The sequence below is a fragment of the Microbacterium sp. F01 genome, assembly GCF_056156365.1.
Genome location: NZ_CM149592.1, coordinates 2,608,402 through 2,622,236, shown reverse-complemented (window position 1 = coordinate 2,622,236; position 13,835 = coordinate 2,608,402). Strand labels below are relative to the sequence as shown.

The 13,835-nt window shown below is 71.2% G+C and carries 9 protein-coding genes; 6 read left to right on the top strand and 3 right to left on the bottom strand.

Annotated elements, in window-relative coordinates; translation table 11 throughout:
- Positions 1–103: 103 nt before the first annotated feature.
- Positions 104–3,736 (top strand): transcription-repair coupling factor, encoded by a 3,633-nt coding sequence (gene mfd, locus ACVN90_RS12050; RefSeq protein WP_475098483.1) that lies wholly within the window; start codon positions 104–106, stop codon positions 3,734–3,736.
- Positions 3,737–4,060: 324 nt separating this feature from the next.
- Here mfd and gdhA read toward each other — a convergent pair whose 3' ends face one another.
- A complete protein-coding gene (gene gdhA, locus ACVN90_RS12045; RefSeq protein ID WP_475098482.1) occupies positions 4,061–5,443 on the bottom strand; it encodes an NADP-specific glutamate dehydrogenase in 1,383 nt (460 codons plus the stop codon).
- Positions 5,444–5,570: 127 nt separating this feature from the next.
- Between gdhA and ACVN90_RS12040 the strand changes: the two genes are divergently transcribed.
- The 3 genes from ACVN90_RS12040 (at position 5,571) to ACVN90_RS12030 (ending at position 8,694) form a co-directional block, all read left to right on the top strand.
- Positions 5,571–6,170: a gamma carbonic anhydrase family protein gene (locus ACVN90_RS12040; RefSeq protein WP_475098481.1), complete on the top strand. Its 600-nt coding sequence runs from the start codon at positions 5,571–5,573 to the stop codon at positions 6,168–6,170.
- A gap of 91 nt (positions 6,171–6,261) precedes the next feature.
- A complete protein-coding gene (locus tag ACVN90_RS12035; protein ID WP_475098480.1) occupies positions 6,262–7,983 on the top strand; it encodes an MFS transporter in 1,722 nt (573 codons plus the stop codon).
- Positions 7,984–7,986: 3 nt separating this feature from the next.
- Complete coding sequence (locus ACVN90_RS12030; protein WP_475098479.1) at positions 7,987–8,694, top strand: DUF2652 domain-containing protein; 708 nt, start codon at positions 7,987–7,989, stop codon at positions 8,692–8,694.
- Between the two features lie 55 nt (positions 8,695–8,749).
- Here the strand turns inward: ACVN90_RS12030 and ACVN90_RS12025 are convergent, their stop codons facing one another.
- Together ACVN90_RS12025 and ACVN90_RS12020 are read right to left on the bottom strand one after the other, a co-directional pair.
- The gene (locus ACVN90_RS12025) at positions 8,750–8,917 is read right to left on the bottom strand and encodes a hypothetical protein (protein WP_475098478.1); all 168 of its coding nucleotides are present in this window, start codon (positions 8,915–8,917) and stop codon (positions 8,750–8,752) included.
- A 60-nt stretch (positions 8,918–8,977) separates the two neighbouring features.
- A complete protein-coding gene (locus ACVN90_RS12020) occupies positions 8,978–11,650 on the bottom strand; it encodes a phosphoenolpyruvate carboxylase (RefSeq protein ID WP_475098477.1) in 2,673 nt (890 codons plus the stop codon).
- 173 nt (positions 11,651–11,823) lie between these two features.
- On the opposite strand from ACVN90_RS12020, the gene nhaA reads away from it, so the two are divergent.
- Together nhaA and ACVN90_RS12010 are read left to right on the top strand one after the other, a co-directional pair.
- On the top strand, positions 11,824–12,984 hold the full coding sequence (nhaA, locus tag ACVN90_RS12015) for a Na+/H+ antiporter NhaA (protein ID WP_475098476.1): 1,161 nt from the start codon (positions 11,824–11,826) through the stop codon (positions 12,982–12,984).
- A complete protein-coding gene (locus ACVN90_RS12010; protein WP_475098475.1) occupies positions 12,939–13,790 on the top strand; it encodes a MazG nucleotide pyrophosphohydrolase domain-containing protein in 852 nt (283 codons plus the stop codon). The genes nhaA and ACVN90_RS12010 overlap by 46 nt, the downstream gene beginning before the upstream one ends.
- Positions 13,791–13,835 lie beyond the last annotated feature (45 nt).

Sequence of the window (13,835 nt, the reverse complement as noted above, 5' to 3'; positions counted from 1 at the left end):
TCGGCACGCCATGGGTGTGCGGACATCTACCCTTTCGCGATTGCCGAGCGCGGGATCGATTCGCTGGCGGATCCCATGCCCGGCTGGGTCGTAGACTCGTGCGGTGACAGTTCCCGGGATCGTGCGCGCCCTCGAACAGGCTGAGCCTTTCCGGGACGCGTTGGCCGCGGCATCCATCGATGCCGACTTCTCGCTCGTCGAAGGACTCGACGCTCCGCTCCTCGCTGCTCTGATCGAGCGACGCCGCGCTGCCGGCAAGCCGCCCATCGTGCTCTTGGTCGCGCCGACCGGGCGCCGGGCCGAGTCGCTCGGTCCCGCGCTGGGCGCCCTCTTGCCGGGCGCCGAGGTGCTGCACTTCCCGGCGTGGGAGACGCTGCCGCACGAGCGCCTGAGCCCGAGCGCCGAGACGGTCGGCGCGCGACTCGACATCCTCACGCGCATCGCCCGCTGGGACGCCGCCACCCCGCTCGTCATCACGGCGTCGGTCCGCGGTGCGATCCAGCCCCTGGCCGCGGGTCTCACCGAGGTCGATCCGATCGAGCTCGTCGTCGGCGGCCGGGGCCACGACCTCGGTGACGTGTCGACGCGCCTCGTCCAGCTCGCGTACCACCGCGTCGACATGGTGTCGCGGCGTGGCGAGTTCGCTGTGCGCGGCGGCATCCTCGACGTATTCCCGCCCACCGCGGCGCACCCGTACCGTGTCGAGTTCTTCGGCGACGAGGTCGACGAGATGCGCGCATTCTCGGTCGCCGACCAGCGCTCGCTGCCGGGAGAGGTGCGCGAGGTCACCCTCCTGCCGAGCCGCGAGCTGCTGCTGACGGATGCGGTGCGCGGCCGCGCCCGCCAGCTCAAGGACGAGTTCCCCGGCCTCGCGGGCATGCTCGAGAAGATGTCCGAGGGCATTCCGGTGGAGGGCATGGAGTCGCTGCTGCCCGCCGTGGTCGACCGGCTCGTCACGCTCGTCGACTACCTGCCTGAGGCCGCCGCGGTCGCCCTGATCGACCCGGAGCGCGCGGTGACTCGCGCGATCACGCTCGGCGAGACCAACCGCGAGTTCCTCGATGCCGCGTGGAGCGCCGCGACTGCCGGGGCGAGCACGCCGATCGATCTGGGCGCGGGCGACTTCCTCACCCTGCCCGAGCTGCGTGAGGCGGCCCGCGATCGCAGCGGCGTCTGGTGGACGCTGAGCGCCTTCGACTCCGGACACGCGGATGCCGCGGCCGAGGGTCTCATCGACGACGACATCGACGTCGCGCTCGAGGCCGCTGCCGCGATCCGCGTGCCGGGTTCTGCGGTGCCGTCGTTCCAGGGCAACGTCGAGGGCGCCACCGACCACGTGGGTGCGCTGCTCGCAGATGGCTGGCGCGTCGTGGTCGCCGCATCCGGAGCCGGACTCGTGGAGCGCGCCCGCGACGTGCTCGCCGAGCGCGGCATCGCGGCGCGCAAGGTCGACGAGGTGCTGCACGCACCCGAGCCGGGCGTCGCACACGTGGTCGTGAGCGTGCTCGAGCGCGGGTTCGAGGCGCCCGACGCCAAGCTCGCGGTGCTCACAGAGTCGGAGTTCTACGGCCGCACGATCGGCGGCGACACGCGCGTCGTCAAGAAGCTCGCGTCGCGGCGAAAGGCCGTCGTCGACCCGCTGCAGCTGAAGGCCGGCGACTACGTCGTCCACGCGACGCACGGCATCGGCAAGTTCGTCGAGCTCACGCAGCGCGAGGTGTCCAGCGGCGGCCGCAACGCCGTGAAGAGCATGCGCGAGTACCTCGTGCTCGAGTACGCGCCCTCCAAGCGCGGTTACCCGGGCGACAAGCTCTTCGTGCCCACGGACCAGCTCGACCTGCTGTCGCGCTACGTCGGCGGCGAGGCGCCGAGCCTGTCGAAGATGGGCGGCAGCGACTGGGCGCAGGCCAAGAGCAAGGCGCGCCGCGCCGTTCGCGACATCGCGGTCGAGCTGGTCAAGCTGTACTCGGCGCGCATGGCCTCGAGAGGGCACGCCTTCGGCCCCGACACCCCGTGGCAGCGCGAGCTCGAAGAGGCGTTCCCGTTCGCCGAGACGCCCGACCAGCTGCAGACGATCGACGAGATCAAAGCCGACATGGAGAAGCCGATCCCGATGGACCGGCTCTTGTCGGGCGACGTCGGCTTCGGCAAGACCGAGGTCGCCGTCCGCGCGGCGTTCAAGGCGATCCAGGACGGCAAGCAGGTCGCGATGCTCGTGCCCACGACGCTCCTGGTCAAGCAGCATCTCGAGACGTTCACCGAGCGCTTCGCCGGCTTCCCCGTCAAGGTCAAGGCGCTCTCGCGGTTCCAGACCGACAAGCAGGCGCGCGAGGTGCTGGCGGGGCTCACCGACGGAACCGTCGACATGGTCATCGGCACGCACCGCATCCTCACCGAGAAGGTGATCTTCAAAGACCTCGGCCTGATGATCATCGACGAGGAGCAGCGGTTCGGGGTCGAGCACAAGGACACCCTGAAGAAGCTCAAGACCAACGTCGACATCCTGGCCATGAGCGCGACGCCTATCCCGCGCACCCTCGAGATGGCGGTGACCGGCATCCGCGAGATGTCGACGCTGCAGACGCCGCCGGAAGACCGGCATCCGATCCTGTCGTACGTCGGGGCACGCAACGACAAGCAGATCGCCGCGGCGATCCGCCGCGAGCTGCTGCGCGAGGGCCAGGTGTTCTACGTGCACAACCGCGTGCAGTCGATCCAGCGCGTCGCGGCGGAGCTCGCCGAACTCGTGCCCGAGGCGCGCATCGCAGTCGCCCACGGCCAGATGGGCGAGCATGCGCTCGAGGAGGTCGTCGACGCGTTCTGGGAGCGGCGATCCGATGTCCTCGTCTGCACGACGATCGTCGAGACCGGACTCGACATCTCGAACGCGAACACGATCATCATCGATCGCGCCGACAAGTACGGCCTGAGCCAGCTCCACCAGCTGCGCGGCCGCGTCGGGCGTGCGCGCGAGCGCGCCTACGCGTACTTCCTCTACGACGACATGAAGCCGCTCAGCGAGACGGCCGCCGACCGCCTCGAGACGATCGCCGTCAACAACGACCTCGGCTCGGGCATGCAGGTGGCGCTCAAGGACCTCGAGATCCGCGGCGCGGGCAACCTCCTCGGCGCGGAGCAGGCGGGCCACATCGCCGGCGTCGGCTTCGACCTCTACCTCCGCATGATCGGCGAGGCGGTCGCCACGTTCCGCGGCGAGGAGACGGAAGGGCCGACCGAGCTCCGGCTCGAGCTGCCGGTGCAGGCGCGCATCCCCGAGTCGTACATCGACAGCGAGCGGCTGCGCCTCGAGGCGTACCAGAAGCTCTCGGCGGCAGCATCCGTCACCGCGCAGCCCGGCGCGATCGACCTCGTCGTCGAGGAGCTCACCGACCGCTACGGCGAGCCGCCGGCCGAGGTCGAGGGCCTGCTCGCCGTCGCCCGCCTGCGCCGTCGCGCAGGGCAGGCGGGCCTGGCGGACGTCGTCGCGATGGGGCCGAACCTGCGCGTCGCGCCCGCGAACCTGCCGGACTCGATGCGCGTGCGCCTGCAGCGCCTGCACCCCAAGGCGAAGCTCGTCGCCGGAGGAGAGGCGATGGTCGTGCCGCTGCCGTCGGCCGGCGGCGAGCCGCTCGGCGACGACGGGCTCATCGCCTGGGTCGCACAGCTCATCGAGCAGCTCTGGCCCGAGAAGAAGCCGGAGACGGATGCCGCGGCCAACGCCGCGGCGAGCGCCTGACGCGCCCCCTCCGGATCCGCGGAGCCTTCACCGATGACGGATGCCGCGGCCCGCGGCATCCGTCATTGCTCGCTGTCGCCCCGCAGTCGGCCCCGACGGTCGCTTCCTGCGCCGGTGGTGACGACGCGGGCCGACCCGGACCCCGCCTTCGGGCTCGCCGGAGCCGCTCCCGCCTCGACCCGGTGCGCGGAGTCGGCCCGAGCGGCCGCTTCCCGCCGTGGTGGCGACCGCATGGGCCAACCAAGGGGCGCGGCCAACGCCTGAGCCGGTGGCGGGTCGGGGACTCGCGAGAGCGCCCCGCCGGTCAGCGGGTCGGAAGGACGGTCAGATGACGCCCTGAGCGAGCATCGCGTGCGCGACGCGCTCGAAGCCCGCGGAGTTGGCGCCGACGACGTAGTCGCCGGGGCGGCCGTAGCGCTCGGCGGCCTGGAACGCGGCGTCGTGGACGTCGGCCATGATCGCGCGGAGCTTCGACTCGCTGTCGTCGAAGCTCCAGCGCTGGCGCGCGGCGTTCTGGCTCATCTCGAGCGCCGAGGTCGCGACGCCCCCGGCGTTCGCGGCCTTGCCCGGGCCGAACAGCACGCCCGCGGACTGGAACAGCTCGATCGCCTCGGGCGTCGAGGGCATGTTCGCACCCTCGGCCACCGCCCGCACGCCGTTCGCGATGAGGGCGCGGGCGTCGCCGCTGTCGAGTTCGTTCTGCGTGGCCGAGGGGACGGCGACGTCGACCGGCACCTCCCACGGACGTGCGCCCTCGACGTAGCGGGCGCCCGGGCGCCGCGCGGCGTACTCCGAGATGCGGGCGCGCTCGACCTCCTTGATCTGGCGGAGGAGGTCGACGTCGATCCCGGCGTCGTCGACGACGTAGCCGGAGGAATCGGATGCCGTGACCGCGGTCGCGCCCAGCTGGCGGGCCTTGTCGATGGCGTAGATGGCGACGTTGCCCGAGCCGGAGACACCTACGCGCTTGCCGTGGAGGGTCTCGCCGTGCACGCCGAGCATCTCCTCGACGAAGAAGACGGCGCCGTAGCCGGTCGCCTCGGTGCGCACCTCGGCCCCGCCCCACTGCACGCCCTTGCCGGTGAACATGCCGGACTCGTGACGGTTCGTGACCTTGCGGTACTGGCCGAAGAGGTAGCCGATCTCGCGGGCGCCCACGCCGATGTCGCCGGCGGGCACGTCGGTGTGCTCGCCGAGGTGGCGGTAGAGCTCGTTCATGAACGACTGGCAGAAGCGCATGATCTCGGCGTTCGAGCGGCCGTGCGGATCGAAGTCGCTGCCGCCCTTGGCGCCGCCGATGCCTTGGCCGGTGAGCGCGTTCTTGAAGATCTGCTCGAAGCCCAGGAACTTGATGATCGACAGGTTCACCGAGGGGTGGAAGCGGAGGCCGCCCTTGTACGGCCCGAGCACCGATGAGAACTGCACCCGGAAGCCGCGGTTGACCTGCAGGCGGCCGGAGTCGTCGACCCACGGCACGCGGAAGAGGATCTGCCGCTCGGGCTCGACGAGACGCTCGAGGATGCCGCCGTCGACGAACTCGGGGTGCGCCTCGAGCACCGGCGAGATCGACTCGAGCACCTCGTGCACGGCCTGCAGGAACTCGGGTTCGTTCGGGTTGCGGGCCTCGACGGTGTCGAGGACGAGCCGGATCGAATCGGCCGAGGTGAGCGACGCGGTGGCGGACGTGGTCGAGGGCGCTGAGGGCATGGTGGAGCTTTCGAGGTGGAGCGATGCGCGGGGGTGGCGCTCCTTCACCCTATCCACGGCCGGCGGCGTCGCCCGCGCGTGTGACGGCGCTACGCTGGCCCCATCCACGACGGCGGGAGGCACAACGATGCGGTTCGAGCACCTCGGGGCACAGCCCCGCATCCACCCCGACGCGGTCGTGGCGGCGACCGCGGTGATCAGCGGCGACGTCGAGATCGGCGCCGACTGCCAGATCCTCCACGGCGCGGTCATCACGGCGGAAGGCGGCGCCATCACCCTCGGCGCGAACGTCATCGTGATGGAGAACGCGCTCATCCGCGCGACCGCGACGAATCCGGTGCACATCGCCGACCACGTGCTCGTCGGCCCGATGGCGAGCATCTCGGGCGCCGTCGTCGAGGAGGAGGTCTTCCTCGCGACCGGCACGCGCATCTTCAACGGCGCGCACATCGGCGCACGCAGCGAGGTGCGCATCAACGCCGTCGTGCACCTGCGCACCACGCTCCCACCCGAGTCGACCGTGCCGATCGGCTGGGTCGCGGTGGGAGACCCGGTGCAGATCCTGCCGCCCGATCGCCACGAGGAGGTCTGGGCCGCGCAGCGCGAGCTCGACTTCCCCGGCTACGTCTTCGGCCTCGACAGAGAGACGCCCGACCTGATGGTGCAGCTCACCGAACGCTACGGCCGCAGCCTCGCGCGCCACGCCGACGACCGCCCGGTGGACTGAACGAGACGGGATGGATGCTGCGTCCCGATCGCGGTGCTCGTCGGCGCACGGATGCTGGCCATCGCAGTATCCCAGGCCATAAAGTCTCCGCATGGGCCGTCTGGGGACCCGTTCGAAGTTCGGTCAGGCCGTGGGCGCCTTCTCGAGCAATTGGCGCAACGCCAATCTGCGCCGCGCCCAGCTGAGCTTCCTCGGGGCATGGACGGCGGAATGGGCGTTCACGGTCGCCCTCGGCATCGTCGCGTACAACGACGGCGGGGCGCTCGCCCTGGGTCTGGTCGGGCTGCTGCGCATGCTGCCCTCCGCGATCCTGGCCCCGGTGCTGTCGCCCTTCGCCGATCGCGGCCGGCGCGAGCGTGTGCTGGTGGTCGTCTCGGTCCTGCGAGCCTTGGCGACAGCCGTCGCCGCGGTCGTGGTGGCGATCTCGGGCCCGATCGCCGTGATCTACGCCCTCGCGGTGCTGTCCACGATCGCCGCGACCCTGTTCCGCCCGGCGCACTCGGCGCTGCTGCCCACGCTGTGCCGCACCGGCCACGAGCTTGCCAGCGCGAACGTCGTGCGAGGGCTGCTCGATTCGGTCGCGACGCTCGTCGGTCCGCTGCTCGCGGCGATCGTCCTCGCGTTCGCCGACGTGTCGATCGTGTTCGCGGTCGCGGCGGCGGCGTCCCTCTGGGCGGCGGCGCTGCTGTTCCGCGTGCGCTACGACGCCCCGCCACGGCCGCCGGCGCCGCGCCCCGACCTGCTGAAGGAGGCGGCTGAGGGACTGCGCGCCGTCGGCCGCAGCAGGGATCTCCTGCTCATCCTCGGGCTGGCGGCCGCGCAATCGCTCACGCGCGGTGCGCTGACCGTCTTCTCGGTCGTCGTCGCGATCGAGTTGCTCGGCATGGGCGAGTCCGGTGCCGGTGCGCTCATGGCGGCCGTCGGCGTCGGTGCCGTCGTCGGATCGCTCGCCGCCTCGTTGCTGGTGGGCACCGGGCGTCTGGGGGCGTGGTTCGCGGTCGGCGTCGCCCTATGGGGTCTGCCCATCGCCCTCGTCGGCGTCTTCCCGCAGCAGGCGGCCGCGCTCCTCCTGCTCTCGTTCGTCGGCGTCGGCAACGCGCTGATCGACCTCGCCGGGTTCACGCTGATCGGAAGGCTCGCGCCCGACGAAGTGATGGCACGTGTGTTCGGCGTGCTGGAGAGCCTGGTGGCGATCTCGATCGGGATCGGCTCGATTCTGGCGTCGGCGGTCATCGCATGGATCGGCGTCGAGCCGGCGCTGGTGGTGATCGGCCTGGTCTGCCCCGTGCTGGCGGTCGCATCGTGGTGGCGGCTGCGGCGCCTCGATCGATCCGTCGACGCGCTCGACGTCGAGGTGTCGCTTCTGCAGAACGTGCCGATGTTCAAGCCGCTGCCGCTGCCCTCGATCGAGCAGCTCGCCCGTGGTCTCGAGCCGGTGGATGTGGCGGCAGGCACGTCCGTCTTCACCCAGGGTGACGTGGGCGATCGCTACTACGTGATCGAACGTGGCACGGCGGACGTCATCGGGGACGGCCGGGTCGTCGCGACGCTCGGCGAAGGGGAGGGCTTCGGCGAGATCGCGCTGCTGCGCAGAACGCGCCGAACGGCAACCGTGGCCGCGCACACCGCCCTTCACCTGAAAGCACTGGCGTCCGACAGATTCACCGCGGTGGTGCTCGGCTACGCGCCGAGCGCGCAGGCGGCCGCCACGAGCGTCGACGAGCAACTCGATCGGTTCGCACCGGACGCACCGCTCGACGACTCCCGCATCGCGAGGAGCGCGGATGACCGGGACCAATCCAAGGGGATGTGACACATGACGACTTCGCGAACGGCCCTGCTGATCGCCGACATCGGCGGCTACACCGAGTACATGGGCTCCCACCGTCTGACGCTCGCGCACGCCGAGGTGAACACCGCGCGGATGCTCCAGAGCATCGTCCGGGCAGCCCGTGGCTTCGAACTCGTCGAGATCGAAGGAGACGGGGCCTTCCTCTCGCGGCGTGCCGGCTCGGGTGACCGCGACGCGACGCTGGCGGACATCCTGCAGGTCGCCGTCGCGATGCATCGCGCCTTTCACCGGGAACGCGAGTACGTCGTGCAGAACCTCTGCCCGTGCGGCGGCTGCCGCCAGGCGCGCGACCTCAAGCTGAAGTTCGTCGCGCACGTAGGAGACGTCGCGACGCAGAGCATCAGTGGCAGGTCGAAGCTCGTCGGTATCGACGTGATCCTGGTGCATCGACTGCTCAAGAACTCCGTCGGGATCCCCGAGTACGTCCTGCTCACCGAAGACCTTTACAGCGCCGACACGCCGTCGCTCCCCGGCACCGTCGGCGAGATCACTCCGGATCTCGAGGGGATCGGCAGCGTCCACGCCTACTTCGTCGACGTCGCCGACCTGGACGGCGTCGGCTCTGAGACGCTCAAGCCGACACTGCGCTCGCGGCTGGGCAGCACGTTCTCGGCGGTGGGGCGAGGGCTTCCGTACATGGTCGGCACGAAGAAGCCTCGCCGCGCCCGGTAGTCGACAGACGAGGGCGACGGATGCCGCGGGCCGCAGCATCCGTGGATCTCCGACGTCAGTCCCAGGCGAGGCCGCAATCGCGGCAGCGGAACTCGAGGTGGTCGACCGAGCCGTCGTCGAGGTGGCCTCGACGCTCCCACTCGATCCGGAACCACCGCGGTTCGGTCGCTCGCACATCGAGCGACCCGCACCAGGGGCAGACTTCGGCGACGATCCGTGCCATGGGCGCCACGGTACGCCGGCTCCGGAGCGATCCCGGTTGCGACGCGCGGCGGCGTCGGGGTCAGCCGGTGTTCTGCAGACCCGCGGCGACGCCCGACACCGACAGCAGCAGCAGGCGCTGAAGTTCGGGGTCGACGGGGGCGCCCTCGGGGGCTTCGCGCAGCGCCCGCAGCGCGCGCAGCTGAAGGAGCGACAGGGCGTCGACATAGGGGCTGCGCATCTTGACGGCCCGCTGCAGCACCGGCTTGTTGCCGAGCAGCTCGGTGCCGCCGGTGATGCGGATCACCCAGTCGCGCGTGAGATGCATCTCGTCCCGCACGAGGCTCGCGAGGTCGTCGCGGTCGCCGAGCTCGAGATAGTGCAGGGCGATGCGGTCGTCGGTCTTGGCGAGGCTCATGGCGACGTTGTCGATCAGCGTCCGGAAGAGAGGCCACTCCTGGTACGCCTGCTGCAGCAGCGGCTCGTCGCCGACGGCTTCGAGCGCCGTGCCCAGGCCGAACCAGCCGGCGAGGTTGATGCGCGCCTGCGTCCACGCGAACACCCACGGGATCGCGCGGAGGTCTTCCAGGGACTCGACCGACAGGCCGCGGCGCGCCGGACGCGAGCCGAGGGCCAGAAGGCCGATCTCCTCCATCGGCGTCACGCGCGCGAACCACGGCGCGAAGCCGGGTGCCTTCACGAGCGAGAAGAAGCGTTCGCGGGATGCCGCGTCCATCGTCGCGGCGACGCCGGCGTACCGATCGGCCGCCGCGCGGTTGCGCTCCTCGTTCGAGGGGGACGAGGCGAGCAGGATCGCCGCGGCGACCTGGTCGATGTGCCGCATCGCGATCGCGGGGTCGCCGTAGCGGGCGAAGATGACCTCGCCCTGCTCGGTGAGCTTGAAGCGGCCGTCGACGGAGTGCGGCGGCTGCGCCATGATCGCCGAGTTCGCGGGTCCGCCGCCGCGGCCGAGGGCGCCGCCGCGGCCGTGGAAGAGGGTGAGCTCGATGCCGTTCTCGTCTGCCCAGGCGGCGATCTTCGCCTGCGCCTCGTAGAGCGCGAGGTTGGCGGCGACGGGGCCGACGTCCTTCGAGGAGTCCGAGTAGCCGAGCATGACCTCGAGGCGTCGACCGGTGGCCTCCAGGCGCGCGGCGAACTCGGGGTGCTCGACGATCTCGGCGAGGATGCGGGGTGCGGCCTGCAGGTCGGCGAACGTCTCGAACAGCGGGATGACGTCGAGCACCGGGGGCGTGCCGTCGGGGCCGACCGCGTACGCGGCCAGCTTGTGGACGTTCGCCAGATCCTGGGCGGACTGCGTGAACGACACGATGTAGCGTCCGGCGGCGCGAGGGCCGTAGCGCTCCTGCAGGAACCCGACCGTGCGCACGACGTCGAGCACCTCTTCGGCGAGCTCGCTGCGCGGCGCGCCCGACTCGAGCTCGGCGAGCACCTTGGCGTGCACGGCGGAGTGCTGGCGCACCTCGAGCTCGGTGAGGTGGAAGCCGTAGGTCTCGACCTGCCACAGCAGCTGCTGCAGGTGGCCGTAGGCCTGGCGCGGCGCGCCGGCCTGCACGAGCGAGTCCTGCACGACGCGGAGGTCGGCGATCAGGTGCTCGGGATCGCGGTATGCGAGGTCGGCGTCACGCGCGCGGGTCGCCTCGATCTTGCGGGCGATCAGCAGCAGGATGCGCCGGTGCGGCTCGTCGGGGGAGCGCTTCGCGATGTCCTTCGCGGCATCCTCGTCGGCGGCCTTGAGGCGCCGCCACAGCGTGAGCAGGGCATCGCTCGGCGGCGTGGTCGACGCGTCCAGCGTCATCGTGCGGCCGATGCGGCTGGTGGTGCGCGCCAGGCCGATCAGCACGTGCTCGCTCGCGATCGCGGAGGCCTTGCGGGTGACGGATGCTGTGACGAACGGGTTTCCGTCACGGTCGCCGCCGACCCACGAGCCGACGCGCACGAACGGGCGTACGACGGGCGCGCGACCACCGGCGGCGGGGCCCTGCAGGGCGTCGTCGACGCGGCGGTAGACGTGGGGGACCGCGGTGTAGAGCGTGTCGTCGAACACGGCCATCACGGCGCGCACCTCGTCGGTCGGGGCCGGCTTCTCCGGCCGCAGCGGCGCCGTGCGCCACAGGGTGTCGATCTCCTCGAGCATGCGACGCTCGGCGCGACGCTCGTCGGCGCCGCCCCGCAGCGAGGCGTCGTGCTCCTCGAGGAGGGTGGCGAGGCGGCGGATGCTCGTCGAGATTGCGCGGCGGCGCGCCTCGGTCGGGTGTGCGGTGAAGACGGGGTGGAACCGCATGCCCTGCAGGCGCTTCAGCGCGGTGTCGTCGCCGACCTCGGCAGCCAGGCGCACGAACGCGGCGGCGACCGAGTCGGTCGCCTGCTCGCGGTCGGGGCGGCCGTCGCGCTCGCGCAGCACGCGCACGCGCTGGTGCTCCTCGGCGAGGTTCACGAGATGGAAGTAGGCGGTGAACGCCCGGGCGACCTCGTCGGCGCGGGCGATCGTGAAGGAGTCGGCGATGGCGGCGGCGCGGGCGAAGGCCTCGGGCGTCTCGTCGGTGTACGCCTGGATCGTCGCGGTGCGCAGGCGCTCGACATCCTCGTACAGTCCCGGCGATCCGCTCTCCCTGAGCACCTGACCGAGGAGCGTCCCCAGCATGCGGACGTCGCCGCGCATCTGCTCGGGGATCGCCTGCTCCGCCTCGTACCGCCCGACGAGGTCGATCGCTTCGGTGTGGGTGAGTTCACGCATCTCTCCAGGCTAACGTCGCGGTGTTTCCCCGAAGTGACGGTGGACGCTGTGTGACGATCGGCCGGGCAATCGCGCCGCGGCGTGGCGAACCCGCTCGGTACACTGGCCCGTGGAGCGCCGGGAAGTCTGGTCGGCACGTCCTCGTCGACCCGCGATTCCCTCCCGGAGGCCAGATGTCGCTTCTCCGCTCCGCCCGCTTTCCCGCGATCATCCTGCTCGTCGCGGCAGCCCTCGGTCTGTTCGTCGCCAACTCGGCGTGGGGTCCTGCCGTCGACCACGCGATGCACGCGTACCTCGGTATCCCGGGCGTGTTCGAGCTCAGTGTGTCGCACTGGATCAAGGACGGACTCCTCGCCGTCTTCTTCTTCGTCGTGGCCGTCGAGCTGCAGTACGAGCTCACGTCCGGCCAGCTGAACTCGGCGCGCAAGGCGATGCAGCCCGCGATCGCCGCGGCCGGCGGGGTTCTCATCCCGATCGCGATCTACGCCGCCATGGCGTGGGGGTCCGACGCCACCGCGGGCTGGCCGATCCCGACCGCGACCGACATCGCCTTCGCGCTCGGCGTGCTCGCGGTCTTCGGCCGCGGGCTGCCGTCCGCGCTTCGGGTGTTCCTCCTCGCGCTCGCGATCCTCGACGACATCGTCGGCATCGTGTTCATCGCAGTGCTCTTCACGACAGGGGTGAACGTCGCGGCGCTCGCCGGTGCCGCCGTCGCGGTGGTCGCCTTCGGCATCCTGAGCCGGCAGCTCGACACGCGCGCGCGCGTGCCGATCGCCGTCGTGCTCGTGCTGCTCGCGATCACGACGTGGGTGCTCGTCTACCTGTCGGGCGTCCACGCCACGATCGCGGGCGTCGTGCTCGGGCTCGCCATGGCACAGCGGCCCGCGCTGCGGGTGCGCCATGAGCTCGAGCCGTGGGTCAACGTCATCGTGCTCCCGGTCTTCGCCTTCTCCGCGGCGCTCGTGCCGATCCCGTCGGTGCCGCTGTCGGAGCTGTCGCCGGCCTTCTGGGGCGTACTCGTCGCGCTGCCTGTCGGCAAGGTCATCGGCATCTCGCTGTTCGGGTGGATCTCCCTGCGCGTCGGGCACAAGGGGAGCGCACCGCCGCTCGCCTTCGCAGACCTGCTCGCCGCCGGCGCCCTCGGCGGTATCGGGTTCACCGTGTCGCTGCTGCTGTCCGAGCTCGCGTTCTCCGACGCGGCGGCGCTGCGCGACCAGGCGACGCTCGGTGTGCTGGCAGGTTCCGTGATTTCGCTCCTCCTGGCCGCGGGGCTCGTATCGTGGCGGGCATGGCACTATCGACGCCGGACGGCGGCAGCATCCGTGACGACGTGAACGGGGCGAATCCACCCGGCGCCCCCGACCCGCTCCGCGAGGCGGCCGACGTCATGCGCGCCGTGCGCGACCGGTGCGTCTGGACACAGCAGATCGATCACCGCGCCCTCGTGCCCTACCTCGTGGAGGAGAGCGCCGAGCTGATCGACGCGGTCGAGACCGGCACGCGCGAGGAGCTCCGCGAAGAGCTCGGCGACCTGCTGTGGCAGGTGCTGTTCCACTCCGAGATCGCGTCGCGCGACGAGGACGACCCCTTCGACATCGACGACGTCGCCCGCGGGCTCACCGACAAGATGGTGCGGCGGCATCCTCATGTCTTCGGCGACGCGGTGGCGACGACGCCCGAGGAGGTGCTCATCCACTGGAACGCCGCGAAGGCGGCCGAGAAGCACCAGCGCCGCTCGGTCCTCGACGGCGTGAGCGAGCGGATGCCGAGCCTCGCCCTCGCCCAGAAGCTCCTGTCGAAGGCGGCCCAGGTGGGCGTAGCCCCCTCCGTGCCCCCGACGGTGCCCCCGCAAGCCGCCCTTCCAGAATCCGCGAGAGTACAGCTGGCGGACGAGGGTGTGGTTGGTTCCCTACCTCTCGGTGACCAGCTGTACTCTCGCCGGACTGACGCCGACGGACCGACGACGGAGGAGGCGCTCGGGGACGCGCTCCTGGGCCTGGTCGCGACCGCCCGGACGAAGGGGTGGGACGCGGAGCGCGCGCTGCGCGAGCGCCTGCGCCGGCTCGAGCGCGACATCCGTGCCGCCGAAGGGACCACGGAGGACCTGGAAAGAGCGCCTGCGGCCCCTCGGGAGGAGTGACCTCGATTCGACCTGGAAGGATAGGGGCGTGGCATCCGTCAATCC

Bases quoted from the DNA above. Each gene is read 5' to 3' on its own strand.
- ACVN90_RS12040 (WP_475098481.1), top strand. From the start codon at position 5,571: ATGCGGTTCGAGCACCTCGGGGCACAGCCCCGCATCCACCCCGACGCG.
- gdhA (WP_475098482.1), bottom strand. From the start codon at position 5,443: ATGCCCTCAGCGCCCTCGACCACGTCCGCCACCGCGTCGCTCACCTCG.
- ACVN90_RS12010 (WP_475098475.1), top strand. From the start codon at position 12,939: ATGGCACTATCGACGCCGGACGGCGGCAGCATCCGTGACGACGTGAAC.
- ACVN90_RS12035 (WP_475098480.1), top strand. From the start codon at position 6,262: ATGGGCCGTCTGGGGACCCGTTCGAAGTTCGGTCAGGCCGTGGGCGCC.
- ACVN90_RS12030 (WP_475098479.1), top strand. From the start codon at position 7,987: ATGACGACTTCGCGAACGGCCCTGCTGATCGCCGACATCGGCGGCTAC.
- ACVN90_RS12025 (WP_475098478.1), bottom strand. From the start codon at position 8,917: ATGGCACGGATCGTCGCCGAAGTCTGCCCCTGGTGCGGGTCGCTCGAT.
- ACVN90_RS12020 (WP_475098477.1), bottom strand. From the start codon at position 11,650: ATGCGTGAACTCACCCACACCGAAGCGATCGACCTCGTCGGGCGGTAC.
- nhaA (WP_475098476.1), top strand. From the start codon at position 11,824: ATGTCGCTTCTCCGCTCCGCCCGCTTTCCCGCGATCATCCTGCTCGTC.